Annotated in this window: 12 protein-coding genes and 1 pseudogene; 5 read left to right on the forward strand and 8 right to left on the reverse strand. The window is 33.1% G+C overall.

Annotated elements, in window-relative coordinates; translation table 11 throughout:
• Positions 1-78: 78 nt before the first annotated feature.
• Together EAH81_RS16840 and ilvA are read left to right on the forward strand one after the other, a co-directional pair.
• Positions 79-621 (forward strand): DUF4136 domain-containing protein, encoded by a 543-nt coding sequence (locus EAH81_RS16840; protein WP_140509226.1) that lies wholly within the window; start codon positions 79-81, stop codon positions 619-621.
• A gap of 365 nt (positions 622-986) precedes the next feature.
• Positions 987-2230: pseudogene (gene ilvA / locus EAH81_RS16845) on the forward strand (threonine ammonia-lyase IlvA).
• A gap of 82 nt (positions 2231-2312) precedes the next feature.
• Here ilvA and EAH81_RS16850 read toward each other — a convergent pair.
• Positions 2313-4712, reverse strand: a complete 2400-nt coding sequence (locus EAH81_RS16850; RefSeq protein ID WP_140509229.1) for an RICIN domain-containing protein — start codon at positions 4710-4712, stop codon at positions 2313-2315.
• A 397-nt stretch (positions 4713-5109) separates the two neighbouring features.
• On the opposite strand from EAH81_RS16850, the gene EAH81_RS16855 reads away from it, so the two are divergent.
• Positions 5110-5496: a group III truncated hemoglobin gene (locus EAH81_RS16855; protein WP_140509231.1), complete on the forward strand. Its 387-nt coding sequence runs from the start codon at positions 5110-5112 to the stop codon at positions 5494-5496.
• A gap of 637 nt (positions 5497-6133) precedes the next feature.
• The gene (locus EAH81_RS16860; RefSeq protein ID WP_140509233.1) at positions 6134-7891 is read left to right on the forward strand and encodes an aromatic amino acid hydroxylase; all 1758 of its coding nucleotides are present in this window, start codon (positions 6134-6136) and stop codon (positions 7889-7891) included.
• A 286-nt stretch (positions 7892-8177) separates the two neighbouring features.
• On the opposite strand, the gene EAH81_RS16865 is transcribed toward EAH81_RS16860, so the two are convergent.
• The 7 genes from EAH81_RS16865 to EAH81_RS16895 all read right to left on the reverse strand — a co-directional run bounded on the left by EAH81_RS16865 (position 8178) and on the right by EAH81_RS16895 (position 20788).
• Positions 8178-8807 (reverse strand): DUF4230 domain-containing protein, encoded by a 630-nt coding sequence (locus EAH81_RS16865; RefSeq protein WP_140509236.1) that lies wholly within the window; start codon positions 8805-8807, stop codon positions 8178-8180.
• A gap of 224 nt (positions 8808-9031) precedes the next feature.
• Positions 9032-11350: a BamA/TamA family outer membrane protein gene (locus EAH81_RS16870; protein WP_140509238.1), complete on the reverse strand. Its 2319-nt coding sequence runs from the start codon at positions 11348-11350 to the stop codon at positions 9032-9034.
• A complete protein-coding gene (locus EAH81_RS16875) occupies positions 11334-16424 on the reverse strand; it encodes a translocation/assembly module TamB (RefSeq protein WP_140509241.1) in 5091 nt (1696 codons plus the stop codon). The genes EAH81_RS16870 and EAH81_RS16875 overlap by 17 nt, the downstream gene beginning before the upstream one ends.
• A 600-nt stretch (positions 16425-17024) precedes the next feature.
• Complete coding sequence (locus tag EAH81_RS16880) at positions 17025-17981, reverse strand: GSCFA domain-containing protein (RefSeq protein ID WP_140509243.1); 957 nt, start codon at positions 17979-17981, stop codon at positions 17025-17027.
• A gap of 54 nt (positions 17982-18035) precedes the next feature.
• Positions 18036-18788: a hypothetical protein gene (locus EAH81_RS16885; RefSeq protein WP_140509245.1), complete on the reverse strand. Its 753-nt coding sequence runs from the start codon at positions 18786-18788 to the stop codon at positions 18036-18038.
• Between the two features lie 243 nt (positions 18789-19031).
• Positions 19032-19772: a hypothetical protein gene (locus EAH81_RS16890; RefSeq protein ID WP_140509247.1), complete on the reverse strand. Its 741-nt coding sequence runs from the start codon at positions 19770-19772 to the stop codon at positions 19032-19034.
• 236 nt (positions 19773-20008) lie between these two features.
• Entirely contained in the window at positions 20009-20788 is a 780-nt protein-coding gene (locus tag EAH81_RS16895) for a hypothetical protein (protein WP_140509250.1), read from the reverse strand.
• A 380-nt stretch (positions 20789-21168) separates the two neighbouring features.
• On the opposite strand from EAH81_RS16895, the gene EAH81_RS16900 reads away from it, so the two are divergent.
• Positions 21169-22914 (forward strand): ABC transporter ATP-binding protein, encoded by a 1746-nt coding sequence (locus EAH81_RS16900; RefSeq protein WP_140509252.1) that lies wholly within the window; start codon positions 21169-21171, stop codon positions 22912-22914.
• Positions 22915-22944: the final 30 nt, after the last annotated feature.

The following is a 22944-nucleotide window of genomic DNA, read 5'->3' on the forward strand; positions in this document are numbered from 1 at the left end:
ATTGTGAAAAATTAAAAACGTCATTGGTAGCGGAGTCGAAGGACAGACAAAAACAAGAACATTAAAATTCCTAAATATATGAAAACATTCAAATTAGTACCCGTTTTTTTGCTCTTGATACTAGCTTCGTGCAGTACGGTTAGTGTTTATTCTGATTATGATAAAAACGTAAATTTTGCACCTTATAAAACTTATGCTTTTTTTAAGCCGGGAATTGATAAGGTCGAAATATCTGATTTGGATAAAAGACGTATTCTACGTGCCATTGATGATCAAATGCAAGCCAAGGGTTTTACCAAAAGTGAAAATCCTGATTTATTAGTAAACATTTTCACTAAATCAAGAGAACAAGTTGACGTTAACCAGTTTAATGCCGGTTGGGGTTACGGATGGGGATACGGTTGGAATCCTTACATGATGTATGGATATGGAGGACAAACCACTGTTTCAACTTCAACACAAGGAACTTTGTTTATCGATTTGATCGATGCCAAAAAGAAAGAAATGATCTGGCAAGGTGAAGGTGTTGGTACTTTAACCAAAAACGTGGATAAAAAAGATGAAAAAGTTGCTGAATTTGTAACTAAAATTCTGGCGCAATATCCTCCGGTTAAAAAATAGTTTTCAGTCTCAGTTTTCAGTCACTCCCGATAGCTATCGGGATCAGTTTTTGTAAAAACAAGAAACAGTTATTGAATACTTTACAAAATAATTAATACATTTGCCTTTCAATTATCTGAAATGAAAAACTTAAATATCATTATTATCTCTATTAGTATTATTGCAATTCAGCAATAATGGTGAGGTATTATATAAATAAGTAAACAAAATACAATTTATTAAACCTCCCAAATCGGGAGGTTTTTTTTTAGAAAAGAATTAAAAAATAGCCACGAATTTCACGAATTAGCACGAATTAATCTTTTGCTTCAAGCAAATAAAAATTAGAGAAAATTTGTGCAATTCGTGGCAAAAAAACAAACCCAATGAATCTATTTAACGAAGTACTTGCTGCAAAAAAACAGCTTGAAAATGTAGTTGCCGCTACACCACTGACACAAAACCTGAATCTCTCGGAAGAATTTAAGTCTGTTATTTTATTAAAAAGAGAAGATCTTCAAATTGTCCGGTCGTACAAAATCAGAGGCGCTTACAACAAAATTTCTTCGTTAGATGATGCCGAAAAAGCAACCGGAATTGTTTGTGCAAGTGCCGGAAATCATGCTCAGGGCGTTGCCTATTCCTGTCATCTTTTGCAGATAAAAGGCAAAATTTATATGCCAAAAACAACGCCAAAGCAAAAGTAAAACAAGTGCAATTGTTCGGAAAATCATTTGTTGAAATTGTTCTTATAGGAGATACTTTTGATGATGCTTATGCTTCGGCTACTGCCGATGCTATCAAAAACCATAAAATATTTATTCACCCTTTTGACGATGAGAAAGTCATTGCAGGTCAGGGAACTGTGGGATTAGAAATTCTGGAAAGTTATAAAGAACCTATCGATTATGTTTTTGTTCCGATTGGCGGTGGCGGACTTGCTTCCGGTTTATCTGAAGTTTTTAAACATTTGAGTCCAAATACGAAGATTATTGGCGTTGAACCAAAAGGTGCTCCTTCGATGAAAACTTCGATTGAAGAAAATAAAAATACTGCCTTAACAACGATTGATAAATTTGTAGATGGCGCAGCAGTAAAACAAGTTGGTGATAAAACTTTTGAAATTTGTCGTTATAATTTAGAAGATATTATTCTGGTTCCTGAAGGAAAAGTATGCACCACAATTTTACGTTTATATAACGAAGAAGCAATGGTTGTAGAACCTGCAGGCGCATTGACAATTGCTGCATTGGATTTTTATAAAGATAAAATAAAAGGAAAAACGGTCATTTGCGTCGTAAGCGGAAGCAACAATGATATTGAAAGAACTGCCGAAATAAAGGAGCGCTCTTTATTATATGAAGGTTTAATGCATTATTTCATGATTCAGTTTCCGCAACGTCCGGGAGCCTTAAAAGAATTTGTAAACAATATTTTAGGTCCTGATGATGATATTACTTACTTTCAATTTGCCAAGAAAAACAGTCGTGAAGTGGGTTCTGTAGTCGTTGGATTAGAATTAAAAAACAAGAAAGATATTCTGGCTATTAAAATGAATATGACCAAAAATGGTTTTGAATTTCAATACTTAAATGACAACCAGGATTTGTTTACGCAATTGATTGGATAAAAAGCAAAAGGCTGTCTGATATCAGAATCAGACAGCCTTTAAATTCAAATATAAAATTACTAATTGAATTCTGGATTTGAAATTATTGTTTTAAAACTTTTTTAGAATAAGAACCTTTAATGTCAGTAACTCTCACGATATAAAGTCCCTTTGGTAATTTCGAAATTTCAACTTCTGTTTCGCTTCCATTTTCAAAATTAACGGTTCTTTTTAAGACACTTTGACCACCAACCGAATAAACTTCAACTTGACCTGAGCCAGAATTTGGCGTATTGATTTTTAAATAATCATTAGTCGAATTAATATAAAGAGAAAAATCAGATGTTGTATTAGGTTCCGTTATTGCAGCTTTTTTACCGGTTGAAGTTTCAACTTGCACCAATTGCCATTGCTGATTTAATCCGCTTGTATAAGCCCAAACCTGAATATTGGCTCCATTTGCTGTAGAAACATTTTCAACATCCAGAGATTTTCCGCTGCCTACATTAATGATTTTATAGTAACCTCCACCAAGACTGGTAACCGTCCACTTAAATTCATTTGAAGCTGAGAATGTTTTTTGCTGTACTTTTAATCCGTCTCCGGTCCCATTATTTTCAGGCGCCAAATACATTCCGGTTGATTTCACAATGATATAAAAATTTCCACCTCCGTCAGAAACAAATTTCCAACGTTGATTACTTCCTCCGCCACTGGTAATATCATACTGCTGAATACGACCTCCGCTTGTAGTCGAATTATCAGCTACATCAAGTCCTTTATTACTGTTTCTTGAAATGATATTGTAGTATCCGGGATAAGTTGACGTCGACGCTGTAACTGTTATAGCACTTGTTGCTGTTTTTGAACCATCGACAGTTGTTACAGTTATTGTTGCTGTTCCTTGCGAAACTCCTGTAACTAATCCGCTTGCATTTACAGATGCTACACTAGAATTACTTGAACTCCAATTTACATTTTTATTAGTTGCATTGCTTGGATTAACTGTCGCTGTTAATTGTGTTGTTGATCCAGCTGAAATTGAAGCTGAGGTTGGGTTCAAACTTACGCTTGTTACTGCAACCGGAGCGCTTGCTCCCCAATTAAATGTTACTGCCGATGCAGCCGGAACCGCATAATCAAATGCTGATGATCCCGAAACAACTCTAATGGTATTTGCTGATCCTGAATTGTAAATTACAAGTGCAATTGACCCATCAGGATTTTTGAATCCGACGGAAAGAATACTTCCGTTTGAACTTGATGAGGCAATTCTTAAAGCACCGGCTTTTACAAATTTCGAAATTTGTCCAATAATATAATACGCTACATTTTTAGTATAACTTGTACTATTATTAACTGTAACTGCACCTAAACAAGTTGTACATCCTCCAGGAGTATGTGGTCCAAGACTTGAATTATTAGCCGCATTCCATTCCAGAACTGTTTTTGCCCAGTTAGTGGTACTTCCAATCACTACATTTTGCATGTGCCAGCCAAAATCGCCGCTAAAACTTCCTCCGGAACCCGTGAATTGTTCCGTAAAATAGACATTTTTATTGGTTGCATTTTTTACTGTTGACATCGCTGAAATATTTCCTAAATACAAGTGAAATGCTGCTCCATCAACATAGCTGCTGTTGTTTAAAACATCGATGGGATAAGCAGTATTATCGCAATTATGATCAAAAGCGATAATTTTTATTCCGCCATATCCGGCTGCCGCCATTTGAGGACCTAATTGTTGATTGATAAAGTTTTTTTGTTCTGTTGAATTCATCAACATACTTGGTTCATTATTTGGATTCTCAGGTTCGTTTTGCGGCGTGATTCCCCAAATCGAAAGTCCCTGCGCTGTCATAGCATCAAAGTACTTTACAAAATATTTGGCATAAGCTGCATAATACTGTGTTTGCAAATTTCCGCCAAACCAGGAATTATTGGTTTTCATCCAACGTGGCGGCGACCAAGGCGTTGCTAGTATTTTTATGTTCGGATTTATTAATTTTATCTTCTTAAGTATTGGAATTAAATAGGTTAAATCTGGTCCGTTCAAACTAAAATTATTCATATTAACGTCTCCCGAAGTTTCATTATAACTATAAGAAGAACTGCTTAAATCTGAAGCTCCGATACTAATACGAATCACATTTGCGTTCAAACCTGTAGTAGGATTATACAAATCGTTTAGTAATTGATTTTGTTGCGTTGCAGCCATTCCGCTTATTACCTCGCAACTTCCTTCTGTAAGTGTATAACCAAATCCGTCCATGGTTTGGTAAGTTGTTCCTGCATTGACTGTTACAGTCGAAGGATTAGATCCTGAATTGGCTCCAAAGCTCACAGTGCCTTGTTGTTGCAGTAATTTCGTTTGATCTCCTGAGGTTATCCACGGCGTAACCGTTTGAGCATTTACTTTAGTAATAAACAAAAGCATTATAATGACGTTTATCATTATCACAGCTTTTATTCCGTTTTTAGGTTTTTGGGTAGTTTTGTGCATAGTTTTTTAGTTTTTTGATAATTTAATTTTTCTCATTTTTTAAGATTAATTTTATTAATACAGATCAATATTATGTTAAATTTAATTAAAATGACAATTATTCAACTTTACAAATACACATCAAAATGAAAATTTTCCTTAACAAAAACTTATCTATTTATTTTTCAACTATTTGATTTTTAATATTTTAAAAATAAAAAACAATCAATTTCTTACTTAAATTTTGTAAGAATATAAAACTCACCAAAATTTGGCGGAATAGCTATCAAAATTTACTATAAAACAAGAATATTTTCCGATTAATTCACTTTAGATAAAATAATCTTAAAATGATAAATATCAGAAAACATGCACCATCATATATTGTATTTTTGTAATTCACTTTACAGCTTAAAACATGGCAACTCTTAAAGATATTTCGAACCTCGAGGATATAAAACTAATGGTCAATACTTTTTATGATAATGTTAGAAAGGATGATCTTCTGGGTCCAATTTTTAATGATAAACTGCAAGATCGATGGTCAGAACATTTAGAAAAAATGTATGGCTTTTGGCAGACTATTTTGTTTGATGTTCGTGCGTATTCAGGAAGTCCTTTTCCTCCACACAAACAATTGCCGGTAGATAAAACGCATTTTGATCGTTGGATTCAGATCTTTAATACTACAATTGATAAGCAATTTTCAGGAACAATTACCGAAGAGGCTAAAATGCGTGCGACAAATATGGCTTTTATGTTCAATCATAAAATTGAGTATTTTAGAAATCCGGAAAATCAGTAACAGAAAATTTATCAGCCACGAATTTGCTTCGCCTGTTCGCTATCGCTCGGGTCACGAATCAGCACGAATTAGTTTGTGGAAATTTGTGCAATTTGTGGCTAAAAAAAATAACTGCAAACATTGGAGTCGCCGAGGAATACAACAAAATACACAACAGAACACCATCGGGGTGGGATTTTAGCTACCAATAAAAAATGCTAATATCGCCCCGCTGGGGCTTATTTTTGGGTTTTGTATTACATAACTATAAACATATTGCTCCTCTGGAGCTTTAATTTAAAGAATCAATAAATACATACATATTTATCTTAATACAAATAATGAAACTCATAATTTGATTAATTACACCAACAGGTTAATTGTAATTAAAGAAATCCTTTTGTTTCTTTAAATAAATAGTTCTTTTGAAAACTGAAGCCATAGCCCTGATGGAAGCGGCATCCTTTTTATTTTTCCTTTAAAAATAAAAAGATACAGCGGACAGCAGGAAATAGCTCCTAAAAACCAAAATAAATAACAAGCAAATATCTAACGAAACTGCAATAGAAAATCATTTCACACAAAAAAATTGTGATGAATAGCAAAAAATAGCGTCTTAAATTCGTAATTTTACATTCTAATCTACAACGTTTTCGAAATGAATGCAAGTATTGAAACAAACCCGTTATTAGAGCGATTGCCTAAACATTTAAAGCAATTTATTAAACCGCAGGATTATAGCGATTATACGCCGATTAATCAGGCTGTTTGGCGCTACGTAATGCGTAAAAATGTAGATTATTTATCGAAAGTTGCACATCACTCCTATTTGGATGGTTTGAAAAAAACCGGAATCGAAGTTGATTCTATTCCGAGTATGTACGGAATGAATCGAATTCTGACTGAAATTGGCTGGGCTGCCGTTGCCGTCGATGGATTTATTCCGCCAAATGCTTTTATGGAATTTCAGGCTTATAACGTTTTGGTAATTGCGTCAGATATTCGTCAATTAGAACATATTGAATATACGCCTGCGCCGGATATTATTCACGAAGGTGCCGGTCACGCTCCTATTATTGCGAATCCTGAATATGCTGAATATTTACGTCGTTTTGGAGAAATTGGCTGTAAAGCGATTTCATCACACAAAGATTATCAGATGTATGAAGCGATTCGATTGCTTTCGATTTTGAAAGAAGCCGAAGATACTCCGCAAGATAAAATAGACGAAGCTGAAAAAGCGGTCGCCGATTTGCAGAATAATATGGGCGAATTGTCTGAAATGGCTCAAATTCGAAATCTGCATTGGTGGACTGTTGAATATGGTTTGATTGGAACTGTCGAAAACCCAAAAATATATGGTGCCGGATTGCTTTCTTCTATCGGGGAAAGTGCCTGGTGTATGACGGATAATGTAAAGAAAATCCCTTATGATATCTCGGCTGCAAATCAAAATTTTGATATTACGCAGTTGCAACCTCAACTTTATGTAACGCCAAATTTCTCTTATTTAAGTTTGATTCTCGAAGAATTTGCTAATAAAATGGCTTTACGAACCGGAGGACTTTCGGGGATTCAGAAGCTGATTCATTCAAATGCTTTAGGAACTATTGAATTGAGTACAGGTTTGCAAATCTCGGGAGTTTTCACCAATGTAATTGAAGATGAAGGAAAGCCCATTTACATTCAGACCACCGGAAAAACGGCTTTATCTTATCGCGAAAAAGAATTGGTTGGACACGGAACTTTAACACATCCACACGGATTTGGAAGTCCGATTGGGAAACTGAAAGGCTTTAATTTAGCGATTGAAGACATGAGTCCGAAGGATTTACAAGCGTATTCTATCGTTGAAAACGAAACCGTAAAACTAGAGTTTGAAGGCAATATTATTGTTGAAGGCGAAATCATTACAGGTTCAAGAAACCTGCACGGCGAAATTATCCTGATCAGTTTTAGAAATTGTACCGTAACTCACGGTGAAACGATTTTGTTTCAGCCTGACTGGGGAAATTATGATATGGCAATTGGTAAAAAAGTAGTTTCTGCTTTTTCCGGTCCAGCCGATGTGAATAGTTTCGATTTGATTAATTCTGTTCCAAAAACTACTACTATTAAAGCTAAACATTCTGACGAACGTGATGATTTGGAGGTTCTTTATCAAACGGTTCGCTTGATTAGAGAAAATAAAGATTCTAAAGCAGAACTAAAATCTGTTTTTCAAAAAGTAAAAGAAAATCATTCTAATGATTGGTTGCTCTCGGTTGAAATTGCAGAGCTTTTGAAAAATTCTAATGAAGAACAGCTTTTACAGGAAGTCTTGGTTCATCTGGATCAATTGAAAATTAAACGTCCGGAAGTAGCGCATTTAATTGCTGGCGGATTGGATTTGATTTTTGATAAAGAAGCGGTTTAATGGTTTTGCCACGAAGGCGCTAAGGCACGAAGATTTTTTGATAGTCTTAAATTTTTTCTCGCAGATTTGGCAGATTGAGCAGATTTTATTTGGCGCAAAGTTTTATTAAAGTAAGGATTAACCGTACTGTTTGTCATTTCGAGAAACGAGAAATCTCCGCAAGAAGCTCGATAAAGATTGACGACTTTCTGTGCGGAGTTTCTAGTGCGATTTCTCCTCCGTCGAAATTGACAAGATTGGAAAAAACCTATGAACCTTTGTCGCTATGAACCTTTGAACCTCTCCTTTACAATTTCAAATCCTGATTTAGCTCTTTTTCAGATTCGATTGTTTTTCCGTTATATTGTAATTTCCAACCCATTGAATTGGTCAGGATTAGGATTTTAGACAATTCGCTTATTAATCTGTTTTGAGCGTTGGTTTTTAAAGTCGAATTTTCGATTTTCTTTGCCAGATTGGCTTTTACAGATTTATTGATTTTATTGTAATCGTCTCCTGTAAACGGATTCAGTTTACTTTGTTCGACATCATAAAACTGAATATCAGGATTGATCGTGATTTCTTCTTTTGGGATATTTAATATTGTGATGGTTTTGTTTTTTTCGTCGATATCATATTTCATTTTATGCAAATCGTAGGCTACCGTAACATTTGCATTCACAACAACAAGTGCTTTCTTTTCGAAAGAAACCATATCCATCAAATATTTCTGCTGATTTTTATAGGTGATCACTTCTGAAAAATGACCTTCGGTGACAACCAATTTACCCACATTCAGGATTTGTTGCTGAATCAAATTGGTGTTATAATCGATGGTAGAATCATCTTCTTTTTTGAACTGACAATATTTGAAAGCCAAAACGATCAAAAGCACAACCGAACCTAAAACTATAATCCTTTTTATTAAATTTTGCATTCCATTATTTTATTAGACCAATTTACTTCTTTTTTTCAAAAAGCGCTCTATCTGGGTGAGGTTTTCTGCCACGAATTTCACGAATTTACACTAATGATAGCAATCTATAATTCGAATTTTTCGAATTAAAAATTTGTGAAATTGAATATTATGCGCAAAGTATGTATTAGTGTAAATTCGTGGAATTCGTGGCGAAAAAAAAAGATAATTCGTGGCGAAAAAACCTAAAATGGATATCCAATTGCGATATTCAATATCAGATTGTCTTTTCGCCATGGGCCACTTCCAAAATCAATATCTTTAATTACCCATCTCTCTCCTTCTGGCAAATAAGGTTTTCTAAGCGGAAATGCTAAATCTGTTCTTAAAATCAGGAAAGACAAATCAAAACGTAATCCTGCTCCCGCTCCAACGGCAATCTCTTTCATGAAATCTTTGGTAATTTCTCCGCCTGGTTTATCAGGATCAGCATTTAAAAGCCAAACATTTCCTGCATCTATAAATAATGCGCCGCGAACAATACTAAAAAGTTTCGCTCTATATTCTGTACTAAATTCCAGTTTTAAATCTCCTGATTGATCCGGTAAATAATTATTTGTTGTTGCTACATTGAGGTAACTTCCCGGTCCAAGAGATCTGGCTCTAAAAGCACGAATACTATTGGTTCCTCCCACCACAAATTGTTTGGATGTTGGCAAAGCACTTGAATTTCCGTACGGGATTCCGACTCCAACAATGATTCTGCTTGCTAATTCGCTTTCTTTTCCTAGTTTTAAATAATGTCGGAAATCGCCTCTCATTTTTACATATTGGCTAAACGGAACATCAAAAATATTCTTCTGATTTCCTTCTTTCACATTTGCTCCAGATACTAAACCTGTAATGTTTCCTGCCAAATCCAAATCTCCGCTAAAATAAAACGTATTCTTTTTACGCTTCTGCATTGTATTGGTGTACGTATACGTATAAGTTGGACCAAAAATCAATTGCTTCTCGATTACTTTTCCTAACGATGCATCCTCATCAATATCTGCCAAATATTCCTCCGTAACATGATTCGGACTTACATAAGTAACATCAATAATGTTTAACTGATGTTCTTTTCGAATATTTTCTTTCCATTGATATCCAAAAGATGTTTTAAAAGAATTTAAAGCATACAATTGTGTTCTGTTTTGATATTCATATCGCAAAGTCGCTTTTGTCCTTGGAACAAATTCGCTTGAACCATCAACATGAAAAAACGGAACAATAAATCTTGGCCAGGTCAAACTCGTTTCTGTTCCAAGTTTATAGATGTTTTTTCCGTTATTATCTCCCGAAAGCTGAAAATCGGCACCGCCAAAAACAGAAACCGTAAGCAACTCTGCTCCTCGAAATAAGTTTCTATTATTCCAGTTTACATTCACTTCTGTACCGGTATAACTAGCCGAATTTGTTTTTCCTAAAACCTCAACGCGAATAAATTTCTTTGGCAAAAGCGTTAGATAATAATAGGAATCTAAAGTATTTGGTAAACTATCCGAAAGTTTAAATTCGTTTTTTACAAAGCTAAAAGTTCCCAAATTCACAAAACGATTCAGTGTTAGATTATGATCTTTTCTATTGTACAAATCTCCTTTTTTGAAATAGATTGCCCTATCAAAAACTCTCGGTTTAAAAGTATCTGCAGTATCAATAATTGTAAAATCTTTGTACTGAACAACATCTTCAGGTTTATACTTAACGCTGTCTTTAGAAATTACAAAATTCGGATATACTATAATTTTATTAATCTTATAAGATGTAAGCGCTTTTGCAGGTGTATCGGCTTTTATCACCAATCTGATTTTTACTTCATGATCGCCTTTGCTGCTATCTACCTGAGCCAAAATATAATCAGGATTAAAGTAATAATACCCTTTTTCTTTAAGTCTTGCGTCTATACGTTCGCGTTCGGATTTAATAATATCAAGATCATATGGTTTACCAACTTTCAATAAACTTCTTCGGCTTGATCTTGCAATTAATCTTGACATTGCCAGTGAATCATCCGGAAAAGTCACACTTTTGATGATATATTGTTTTTTGGGTACAACTGTATATTCTGCGGTTACTCTTTTGTTATTCACTGTAGAATCGGCACTTACGCGGGTTTTAAAATAACCACGGTTTTCAGTGAAATTTCGGAGAACTGATGCATTATAATCTAAATCGACTTTGCTAAAAAGCACTGGCGGTTCACCTACTTTATTTCGCAACCAATATCGAATTCCCTTATCTTTTTTCGGTACGCCTGCAATATTATAAATCCATAGCTTAGGACGTAAACCCAGAAATTGTTTATTAGGTTTTGGACGCAATAAACCTTCAAGTTCGGTCTCCAGTTCTTTTCGTGCTTTCTTTTTTATAATAGAATCTTTTACAGTCACAGAACCTCCTGTGTACAATAATTCTCCATCAGGTAAATACTTTGTATTGCTGCATCCAAAAACAAAAAATAAGGATAGCGCAATAAAATATCTGATGTATTCCGTTTTTATATTGCTATGTTTTTTGCTCATTTCCTTCAATTTGATTTTCTTCTTTTTCCTTGTCTTCCTTCTCTTTCTTTTTTGCTTTTTCCTTGCGTATTTTTTCTTCCTTAATCATTTCTTTCTCTGCCGCAGTGCGATGAAAAAGCTCTCGGAATTTATTGTAACTCATCGTGATAATAAACGCAACACCAGTTTCCACAACTTGTCCTTCGACCGCAACCTGATATTCATTTTTTCGATACGCACGAACCATATATCGACCGTCTTTTGTAAGCTGATAATCCAACGCTACATCGCCTGCAATGTTGGTACTTTGTTCGTTGGCGCGTTCCTGACCTTCGACCGCAAAACTGCTTCCTACGGTAACTTTTAATCGATCATCCAATAGTTTTTTCGAAACTCCAACATTCAGATCCGTTCTGTTTTCTCTGGTTCCTGTAGTATAATCATCTGTAGACTCCAAATCAAATTCTAATTGAACTCCGGAAATTAATTCTCCGGCAAGGTCATTTAATTGCTGTGACAATATCTTGCTAACACTTTGTCTTGCAAGAGATTCTGCACTTGTGCCGCCACTTTCACTCGCAAACGGATTTTCACCAATAAATCTATTCAATAATAAAAGAGCAAAAACTTGCTTGTTTAATTCGGCTGGTTCTTGTCGTAATTGTTGCAATTTCGTTTGCGTAAGAGACACAACATCTGTCGAAACATCATAATTTCCGTCCGGAAGTACAATATCAAAAGTAATTTCAGGTTTGAGCAATTCCCCATTCATTTTCAATAAAGTTTGAAACGGAATTTTCTGTTTATAGGTATTTCTAACTGTAGGATTATCTGTTGGCAATTGATTTCCAAGTAAATCTATTGGCGCTGCTTCAACATTATAAATTGCTGTAATATTCAAAGTCGCCATTGTTGGCTCGCCATTCCAGGTAATAGAACTTCCTTTTTGAATATTAAATTTTCGTCGGATCATATTAAAATTCATCTCGTATGCACCATCTGAGAATTCATATTTACCTGTCAGTGTTGTTTTTCCGGACGGATCAATTCCACCTGTAAGTTCGGCTTCTCCTTTTAGATTTAAATAATCGCCGTTTCCTTTGTCGATCACCAAAGTAAGTTCGGCCTCTTTGTCGATCGAAATAGCAACGCTAACATCCATACCAATTAACTGCGATTGATTCAGCTTTTGCTCCATTGCAGCAGTTTGTTTTAAATACTGATTATCTTCATCGACAAACTCTACAATTCCTTCCCTGTCTGCAATCGAAGGATCTGACTGAGGCAAAACAACGGTAAATTTAGTATCCTTATTTATTTTGATATTTCCGCCAATAACTGGATTTGCAAGAGTTCCTTTGATATTTAATTTAGTATCTAAAATCAAATCTCCATAAAACAAATCATTGTCCTTTTCTTTAGAATGTATCGCTCTAAAATCGTCTGCAACAACAGTCAATCCAAAATCAAAATTGGTATAATCTGCAGATTTAATTGTTCCGTTGATCGTTAATTCATTGTCATTTTCATCATGAAAAGTGAAACTATCAAATGTAATTACATCGTTTTGAAGTGTTATTTTTTCTTCTTGGGTTTTAAAATAAGAATTGAATTTGGTTACTCTGAAACCTGTATTTTTAAAATCCAATTCTCCGTTTACTTTTGGCGCGGCAGAAGTTCCTGTAATTTTAAAATTCCCTGTTAAATATCCTGTTCCTTCGGTAAGATTTCCCATGCTGAAACCCTGAATACTTTTGATATTCAACTTATTTAAATCGAGATTAAAATCAAGATTTCCATCGTCAATTTTATAATTTCCGGTCAGGTTTACGTCATTTTCTTCTCCGCTTAGCGTAACATTTGCTGCCAATAAATTATCGGTTTTATTATCGACTTTTATGGCAATATCTCCAACTGGTTCACCTTTAAATGCAAATTTGTCTATTTTTATGTCTGATGTAAAAGTTGGTTTTGTCATTACATTTTCAACTACCGCATTTCCATTAATCAAACCTTGCATTAATAGTTGATCTTTTTTGACTATGTTCATAATAGTCTCAATCTTGAAGTTTACAAAATCAACGTGCAATGGTGCATTATCCTGATTTCCTTGTGATTGAATTTTAAGTTCGTTACCTGAATTTTCTAAAAAGAATTTATTAATGTACAATCTTTTACCTCCAAATTCAATTGCATTTTCCGGATCGACATTCCATTTATCATAATTTAAAACGAAATTTTCTGCATCAATTTTGAAAATGTTTTTAGAATCTTCTGTTTTAAATTCTCCCGCAATAAAATACTGCTGTTTGTCTTTGGCATCTTTCACTTCAAGTGCATAAGTCAAAATATTGTTTTCGACTTTTCCTGATAAACTCGTAAACGGAATTTTTAAAGAACCACTTTCTATCGTTGCGACAGAAATTTGATATTCTAAAGCATTTTCCTTTGCTTCGATATTTATTTTCCCGTCGGCGATTGTATTCTCTGCGTAAACAATTCTCGGAATCGTTCCTTTTATTTCCAAAGAATCCGTTACGTTATTGTATTTTCCTGTGATTTTAATGGGTTCTAAACCTGTCAATTTCGGAACCAATTTGAAGAGAATTGGATCGTTATCAACTGTTAACGTAAAGGCCAATCGCTGTTCGTCTGATTCACCGTTTGCTTTCGGATTTTTTAGATCAATATATTTTGACAACGATTTTTTTATCGCTGCCGCTAATGTGGTCAGTTTGTATTTTCCGTCAACTTCAGCTTTTAAAAACTGAGAGGAAATTTTGATATTATTTCGGTTATTATCTGCAAAAGCAATTACCCGAACCGAATCTAAAACAATTGGTTCAGCTTCCTGTAAAATCTGAATGTTTGAAAGAAACACTTTTCCGTTCAGAAAATCAGGATTACTATTAGCAATATCTGCATCTACATTTCCGCGTAATTTCATTGGTCCGGCATGAAGATTTAGTTTTTCTAAATCGGCAATATCAAGGTTTAATTTTAATTGAATCGTTGGATATTTGTCTTTTGTGTTTCCGCTTGCGACAAGATTAAAATTTAGATTTGGGTCTTTCATTCCTGATTTTACCGCGAAAGATCCGTTTTCTATATTTCCTTTTAAAGCCAAATCTTTGTAGGTATATTTATTAAAAACCGCTTTCTGAACCAAACCGTCAAATTCTGCCTGAGCCGTTTTTGGGTCTAAACCTTTGCCTTTTACTTTCGCTTTAAGCGTAATTTTTCCGATCGAATCGTTTTTGATTAATCTTCCTAAATCAAAATCCAATAAATAAACCGTAGCATCGTATTTCTCTCTTTTCTTAACACGCTGATCAAACAAAGCATCGATTTTTGCATTTCCAAAACTGCTGTTTAAAGCTAAATTGGTTTTGAAATTCTGAACTGAACCTTTAAATTTTCCACGTAAATTAAGTTGTGATGGTAATTGAATGTTTTTCGGAATTGTTCCGGCTGGCACAAACGAATAAATATCTTTAGAGGTACTGGAAAGTTTTTGAATATCTAAATCATAATAGGCTTTTTGAGCATCCGGCAAACCTTTTATTTTCCCCGACAGGGCAACTTTTGTCGTTCCTATTCCACTCATTTCAAATTGCGGAATATTCAGGTCTTTTACTTTTCCGCTCAGGCGTGTATTCAAATACAAAATTGCATTTGGATTACTCTTAAACGGATTTGTTTTTTGTAAATCGGGAGCAAAAAGCAAAATGTCTTTAAACCCAATTTTTGATTGCTTTAGATTAGCGTCTAAAGAAAGGTTTCCCAAATCTTTAGAAAGTGACGCAATGGACGAATAGGTAACTTTTACTTTATTTTGAAGAAGTGTTTGCGGTGTTTTCAAATACAAATCATTCAAATATGCATTTTTCGGTCCATAAAAGAAATCCGTTTTTAAAGACTGAATCTGTAATCCGCTTTTATCATTTGCCGTTAACGCTTTTATATTTCCCGAAATAGTATCATTTCCGTAATATAGTTTTTCCGCTTTAAAGTTAAATTTAGACAAATCCATGTGACTGTAATCAATTCCTTTTGAAACGGGTTTTGATTGCATATCATCAAACTTGAAAGCTATATTCTCTAAATTAACATCGGCAAGTTTCACTTTCCAACCTGTCTGTTTTATTGCTGTTGAATCTAAATCTGGCGCTTTTATTTGTTTGTCTTTTGCTCCTAAACGTAAGTTCCCTTTTAAGTCTTTTAATTCGAAAGTATCAAAATCCAAAAGTTGATTATTCAGGTCTATTTTATTGACGGATAAATCCAAATTTCCCAGTTTTATTCCGGAATCTAATTTGGAATCTTTATTATCATAAGCAATATCAATTTTTGCCAATTTGATTTTGCCTAATTTTAAACTGAAGTCTTTTCTCTTGGAAATTGTATCTACCGTTTTCACCGAAACTTCAGCAATTTTTTCTACAACGTCCTGATTCAAAACTACTTTTAATCCGTTCAAATCAATATTCGGAATATCGAAATTCATTTTATCTAAATCGAATTCTTTGAATTTAGTGTCAAAATGTGTCAGTTTTACTTTGACATCATTTTTAGAAAAATCATCCTTAAAATTAAATTTAACATTGTCGAGATTTACCTTTACAACTGATATTTTAAAGGGTTTACTATTTGGATCTTCTACTTTTGGTTCTTTAGATTCGAAAGCTTTTATGATATAATCGAAGTTGAAAACGCCCTCTTTATTTCGTGAAATATTAGCTTTCACATTTTCCAATGAAACTGAATTAATTTCTAGTTCACTGCTTACCAATTTAAACAAATCGACATCGAGTTCTAAACGTTTCCCTGCCAGTAAAGTGTCTTTCTTTTGATCTTCAAAATAAAAACCTTCAAGAACTACATCTTTAGGAAATTTTATCGAAATATGATCTAAGGAAACTTTGGTTTTAATTTTATCATGCAAATACGTAATCGCCTTGTCCTTTACATAATTTTGAATAGACGGAACCTGAATTAAAATAATCAGAAGTAATAAAAGCACAATAACCGAAGCCACGCACCAAAGCAGCACACGTAGTGTTTTTTTAAGAAAATGAATTGGTTTCTTATTCATACGTCAATAAAACACGTTAGATTAAAGTTGCGTTATTATAAAGCTGTATTTCTACAGTTTACAAAATTGAAAAAATTAAACTTTAACAATTTACATAATTATGCGCAATTATTCTAAAATTTTACGGACAAATAATTATTTATTATGCCACAAAGACGCTAAGGCACAAAGATTTTTTTAGCTCTCGCAAAGTCACAAAGTTTTTTTGTTTCACGCAGATTTGGCAGATTGAGCAGATTTATCCGGTTAGTGTGCTATAAATCTGCGTAAATCGTCTAGCAATTTTTTATCTGCTCAATCTGCCAAATCTGCGTGAGAAAATAATTTTAAAATCTTCATAAAAAAACCCAATATTGCCGCTTTTAAATATAGTAAGCACTTATTTTTAATTAGTTGATAACGTTTTTTTTTAATCTCGCAAAGTCGCAAAGTTTTTTTTATGCCACAGACTAAAGGACTAAAAAGATTCCCAAAAAAATCTGCTAAATCTGCGAGAAATAGTTCTTGACTCAAAAGTCGATAGTTCTGCTCGCCTTTGAATAAATTTACTCTTTTTTAAACTAATCCAAAATAAAGGCAAAGCCAAGAAGGAGAAATATTTTAAAATTTAATATGTGGTAATTTTTCTCCCAGAAGATTAATTTTTTGCTGCAGTTTAGCTAAGAATTTCTGATGTTGCTCAGATTCTGGATTGAAGCTTCGGTGACGCAGGCTTTTTTGTATTTCTTCGATTTCCTGCATGGTCGGAATACTGTTTTCTGCAATGTAGTTTTCACTGAATTTATGCCAGATATAGTCAATTGCTACTTGGTTTGGATGCAGCATATCTTCAGTATAAAAGCGATAATCGCGAAGTTCATCCATCATGATTTCGTAAGAAGGAAAATACTCTAATTTTAGATTGTTGATTTTAGATTGCAGATTGTAATGAACTGCTGCAAATAAATGCGATTTACTCAATTGATTTTCTGCAAAACCATCCTTGATATGACGTACCGGAGAAACGGTAAAAATGAAATTTATATCGGGATTTAAAACCTGAATGAGTTCGATTGTGTTTTGAATGCTTTTCTCAATTATATCTACCGATAATAATTCTTTTGAAAACTGTTTTTGAGGAACTTTATGGCAATTGGCTACTATCTCATCGCTTTCCAGATTTCTATAAATCCAGGAAGTTCCGTAGGTTATAATAATGTGCGTAGCTTCTTGTAATTGTTTATTGGTTTCTGATATAGCTTTATTCAACGTTTCCAGTAATTCCTGTCTGTCGGAGTTGCTTAAATCCGAATGTACTTCGTAACAATGCCAACGTTCATTATAAAAGAAAACGTCTTTTTCGGTATAAAATTCCTCCTTAACAACTCGGCTAAATAATTTCTCGATCGAAACCGCATTAAATATAATCCCAAACGGATTTGTGGTATTTTGAAATTTAAAATAATCAAATTTCTCCGCCATATTTTCTGCAAAGCAAGAACCAAAAGATACTACTTTCGAATTATAATCGATTGGATTATTGGTTTTAGAAATTGGTATTTGGGTTCTGAATTGCATGTGATTTAATTTAAATACGAATTTCACGAATTTTCACCAATAAAAAAAATGAACTTAATATGTATATTTTATAATTTCCTCTAAACCTCCTCCATTTCCTAATCGCTTTTGTTCACTAGGAAAATCATTATTATAGTATGAATACAAAAAAGTTCGCTGTTGAGCAGTAGAAGCATTAGACATTTTAATCATATTATTAAGTGATGCAGATAATGGTCCATTTAATAATAAATTCAGACCTAAAATATTACTCAATGGATTCTTTTTTGTATCGTATTCATATTCAAATACTATATCTACTTGACCTTTATTCATGATTTCATTCTTTATTATATTACCATTTTTATAAGCATATTTTCCAGATGAAGTAATAATTTTACCCGATGCTGAATTAATTTCTCTTCTATCATAAGCAATAGTACCATCAGTATTATGTGTATATTTTATTTCAAGATACTTAGTTTCATTAGGCATTCTTTGAATCTCAATACTCATTTTCCCATTAAGATAGGTGTATTCTCTAATATTTTCAAGAACTGTAAATGATTGAAATTCTTCAACTTTTGTAATTAGTTCACCGGTATAAGTATATTTAGCCACATAACCATTATTATCAGTTGAACTTACTATTTTATTTCCGTCATATTTTATATCTGTAAAATACATCACAGAATAATCGGGAGTAAGATGAACAATTTTTGTTAGTTTAAATGCAGTTTCAGTATTAGAATCTGTTAATGAATCATTACTAGAACAAGAAGTAAACACTAATGTTAAAGTGCCAAAAAGTAATAAAAGGTTTTTCATTGTTTATGGTATTTGTTTTCGGTCAGCAAATATAATTTAAATTGTTTCGAATAAAAAAGTTCAAAATTTCACTACAAAACAAGAATCCAAATAGAGTACTTTCAAAATTATACTTAATTGGATTATTGATGTTTGGGTTCTGAATTGCATAAGATTGGCTTGTGTAAATTTTGACTGTTTTTCACAAAAAAAGCCATCAGCAAAATGCTTCTGGCTTTTAGTTTCAAATTTGCCCCCTATGTATTAATAAAAATATTCTGAAGTATATTTTAATCCTTCGACATTATCTACACTTTTTTCAGGATATCCTGCTGAATTGTAAGTATAACTATAAGTTGACCAAACAGTTGCTCCTGAAGTATCAGAAACTTCGTTATGAAAAACGCCAGTTCCTTCTCCATCTACAAAAGAAATTTTATCTAAACCTAAAACATTTTTTGCTGCATTATTTTTTGCATCATAAACATATTTATGATTTGGTGAATTTGTACTAGTAATTTCGCTTACATCACCACTAACAAATGTAATTGTTGATGTTCCTCCCTCTTCAGTTTGAGTTTTATCATCTCCTCCATATGATTTCACTGAAATTGTACCATTTGCATTATAAGTATAAACTTCTTTATAACCTCTCAATTCATCATTCTCTTTTTCAACTCTAACAAAAGTTGCTAACTTTCCATCTGCACTATAAGTAAATGAATTCGTTTGTTCAATTTCTCCAGTAGGAAATTTAAATTCTATTTTAGTAATTAAATCTCCGGTATAAGTATAATACATATTTACTTCTCCAGAATCATCAATCACACTTACTAGCTTATTTCCGTTGTATTTGTAATTTACTGTTGATTTTCCGTCTGTTCCAGTTAAAACCACTTTTTTAAGTAAAATTGAATCAGATGCATCAGAAGATGAATCATCACTAGAACAAGAAGACATTAGCACCATTGATAAGGCACCAAAAAGGCATAAAATTTTTTTCATTTTGATTGGTTAAATTTGTTGTTGCAGCAAACTTAATACAACACAAAATCAAAACCTTACGGGATCCCGTATTAAAAGCAAATAATAATCCGATTTTTAATTAACACACTAATAACTTACAACCTACGCCATAATTAACTTAGGAAGTTCTATATCAAATTACTCCTTATTAATCAAAAAAAATCCCCAAACTCAATTATTAGTGATTGGGGATTTTTAATAATCTAAAAAGAAAATTAATAAGTAATCTCTAATTTAAAAGAATCTTGAGCATCTCCAGAGAACACCTCAGAAAGGAAATTACTTGCATTGTATTTATTTGTAGTCGTTACTGTTGCTGTTTCATCAAGAGCTCCTTCGTTATCATAACTTTGAGTAACATTTTTTACTGTATTATTCGCAGAAGAAAAGTCAAAATTATCATCCAAATCTAATAAAAGTTTCACTCCTGTTATATTAACAAATGGGCTTTTCTTATCATCAAATGTACTTGTTATTTTTTCTCTTAAAACTCCATCGATAATTTCAGAAGAAATCATATTACCATTAGCAAAAGTATAACGAGTTGTAGTATCGTATTTAACTTCTTGCCCATCGATTATTTCAGACTGATTTGCATTAACCGTTCCGTTTGCATTATAAACAAAAGTTAATTTTTGTGGAGGAGTGCTACCAAAAGCTTTAGTAGTAATTTTTGAAATTAGTTTTCCGTTTTCATACGCATAAACATCTGTAGATTGCAAAACACTTGAATAATACAACTCAACTTTTGTGATAAGATCTCCAGTATAAGTATATACAGATCTTGCAGCAGTAGAAAGTGCAATGTCTTTTAACTTATTTCCATCATAAGTAATAGTATAAGTAACACTTCCGGATTTTCCGTTTTCAACACTAGTTTCAACAATCTTTTTCGGCAATAATGTGTCAGATGCAGCATCGTTTGAAGAATCGTCACTAGAACAAGAAGTTAGCATTAAAGCTAAAGCACCAAAAAGGCATAAAATTTTTTTCATTTTGATTTGTTAAATTTGTTATTGACGCAAACCTAATACAACCTAAAATCAAAACCTTACGGGTTCCCGCAATAAAATCATAATAAAATTCCAAAGACTTCTTAATCTATTAATGGCAAACAATATAGACACATAATTATCTTTGTAAAAAATTTAGTCAAAAGTAAAACAACAAAGAAATGATTAGCTTTTTTCTTATTTTTTTATTATTCCAGTTTTAAAAAAAATATGTTTCCAAAAAAATTAAAACATCCAAGACTTAAAAAAATACATTGATAATTTCATGTGTGAAAAAAAATTACATTTTTAATAACTAAAAGCAACTTTACAGAGCCAAACTATTCATTACTTTTGCATCTCCAATAAATTTAAATTCACTTATGAAATTACTATATTCCTATATAATCAAACATAAAATGCTTCTGTTTTTTGCGTTGATTATGGCCTCTATCAACATTTGTTTCAGCTTATCTGACTCTATTATTACTGGTAAATTAATGCAGGATTGCGGTGTTGGTTTGCATAAATATGTCGGAAATGAAATGGGATTTATAAAATCTTTATCCTTCTGGCTTGGGCTTTCGCTTGGTGCCGCGATGATTTCCAGAATTACCAAAAACTTCCAGGATTACTTTACCAATGTCGTTATTCAGCGTACCGGAGCACAAATGTACACGGACGGAATTAAAAAATCTCTCGATTTGCCTTACGCCGAATTTGAAGATCAACGAAGTGGCGAAACTTTAAGTAAATTGACTAAAGTACGTTCTGATTCTGAAAAATTGATTACGCTTTCTATTTCATTGATTTTTCAAACCATTATCGGATTCATCTTTGTAATTGTTTACGTTGCCCGAATTGATTATCGTATTTCGCTTATATTTTTGGTTACCGCTCCTATTATTGCTTTAATCAGTTCTTATTTAGGAAAAAAGATCAAAATTGTTTCTCGAAAAATTGTCAATCAAACCAACGCTTTGGCGGGATCTACAACCGAGAGTTTAAGAAACATTGAACTTGTAAAAAGTCTTGGATTAACGTATCAGGAAGAAAAACGTCTGAACTTAAATACTTTTAAAATCCTTCAGCTTGAATTAGAGAAAATCCGCTTTATCAGAAGTTTAAGTTTTATTCAGGGAACAACAGTTCACTTTTTAAGAACTTGCGTTGTTTTTACTTTGTATTATTTCTTGTTTGGACAAAAAATTATTGTTGGTGATTTATTGACAATGGTATTTTTTACTTTCTTCATTTTTGGTCCTTTACAGGAATTAGGGAATTTCATTATTGCTTTGAATGAAACCAAAGTTTCAATGGAAAACTTCAAAACATTATTAAGTGCTCCAAAAGAATTTCGCCCTAAGAATCCTAAACATGTTGGGGCAATTCAATCTTTGTTATTTTCGAATGTGAGTTTTCAACATAAAACGGCAAAATTTAAAGCCGTTGAAAACATCAATTTTGAAATTAAACAAGGTCAGACTGTCGCATTTGTTGGACCATCCGGTTCCGGAAAAACAACGTTAGTAAAATTATTGGTTGGATTATACACACCTGCTGAAGGTCAGGTTCTTTATAATGAAATTGATTCGGCGGAAATTGATTTATTGGATTTAAGAAAACAATTAGGTTTTGTAACTCAGGATGCACAATTATTCTCTGGAACAATCCGTGAAAATTTATTGTTCGTAAAACCAAATGCAACCGATGAAGATTTATATGATGCTCTTAAAAAAGCAAGCTGTGAAAAATTATTGAAACGTGCCGAAGATGGTTTAAACACTACAATTGGCGAAGGTGGAATTAAAGTTTCCGGAGGTGAAAAACAACGTTTGTCTATTGCACGTGCCATTTTAAGAAACCCGAATTTATTAATTTTTGATGAAGCAACTTCTGCATTAGATTCAATTACTGAAGAAGAAATCAATGCTACAATCAGAAATATATCTGATAAAAACCGAATTACTGTTCTAATCGCACATCGATTATCTACAGTACTACATGCCGATAGAATTTTTGTATTAGAACAAGGTAAAATTATTGAATCGGGTAAACATGAGGATTTAATACTCGAAAAAGGTTTGTATTACGCTATGTGGCGTCAGCAAATTGGGGAGAGAAAGTAATATTTAATCGCGCAAAGACGCAGAGTCGCA

It is taken from the genome of Flavobacterium pectinovorum, assembly GCF_006438875.1.
Classification (GTDB): domain Bacteria; phylum Bacteroidota; class Bacteroidia; order Flavobacteriales; family Flavobacteriaceae; genus Flavobacterium; species Flavobacterium pectinovorum_A.

Excerpts from the sequence above, each read along its gene's own strand:
- EAH81_RS16840 (WP_140509226.1), top strand. The coding sequence starts at position 79 with ATGAAAACATTCAAATTAGTACCCGTTTTTTTGCTCTTGATACTAGCT.
- EAH81_RS16850 (WP_140509229.1), bottom strand. The coding sequence starts at position 4,712 with ATGCACAAAACTACCCAAAAACCTAAAAACGGAATAAAAGCTGTGATA.
- EAH81_RS16855 (WP_140509231.1), top strand. The coding sequence starts at position 5,110 with ATGGCAACTCTTAAAGATATTTCGAACCTCGAGGATATAAAACTAATG.
- EAH81_RS16860 (WP_140509233.1), top strand. The coding sequence starts at position 6,134 with ATGAATGCAAGTATTGAAACAAACCCGTTATTAGAGCGATTGCCTAAA.
- EAH81_RS16865 (WP_140509236.1), bottom strand. The coding sequence starts at position 8,807 with ATGCAAAATTTAATAAAAAGGATTATAGTTTTAGGTTCGGTTGTGCTT.
- EAH81_RS16870 (WP_140509238.1), bottom strand. The coding sequence starts at position 11,350 with ATGAGCAAAAAACATAGCAATATAAAAACGGAATACATCAGATATTTT.
- EAH81_RS16875 (WP_140509241.1), bottom strand. The coding sequence starts at position 16,424 with ATGAATAAGAAACCAATTCATTTTCTTAAAAAAACACTACGTGTGCTG.
- EAH81_RS16880 (WP_140509243.1), bottom strand. The coding sequence starts at position 17,981 with ATGCAATTCAGAACCCAAATACCAATTTCTAAAACCAATAATCCAATC.
- EAH81_RS16885 (WP_140509245.1), bottom strand. The coding sequence starts at position 18,788 with ATGAAAAACCTTTTATTACTTTTTGGCACTTTAACATTAGTGTTTACT.
- EAH81_RS16890 (WP_140509247.1), bottom strand. The coding sequence starts at position 19,772 with ATGAAAAAAATTTTATGCCTTTTTGGTGCCTTATCAATGGTGCTAATG.
- EAH81_RS16895 (WP_140509250.1), bottom strand. The coding sequence starts at position 20,788 with ATGAAAAAAATTTTATGCCTTTTTGGTGCTTTAGCTTTAATGCTAACT.
- EAH81_RS16900 (WP_140509252.1), top strand. The coding sequence starts at position 21,169 with ATGAAATTACTATATTCCTATATAATCAAACATAAAATGCTTCTGTTT.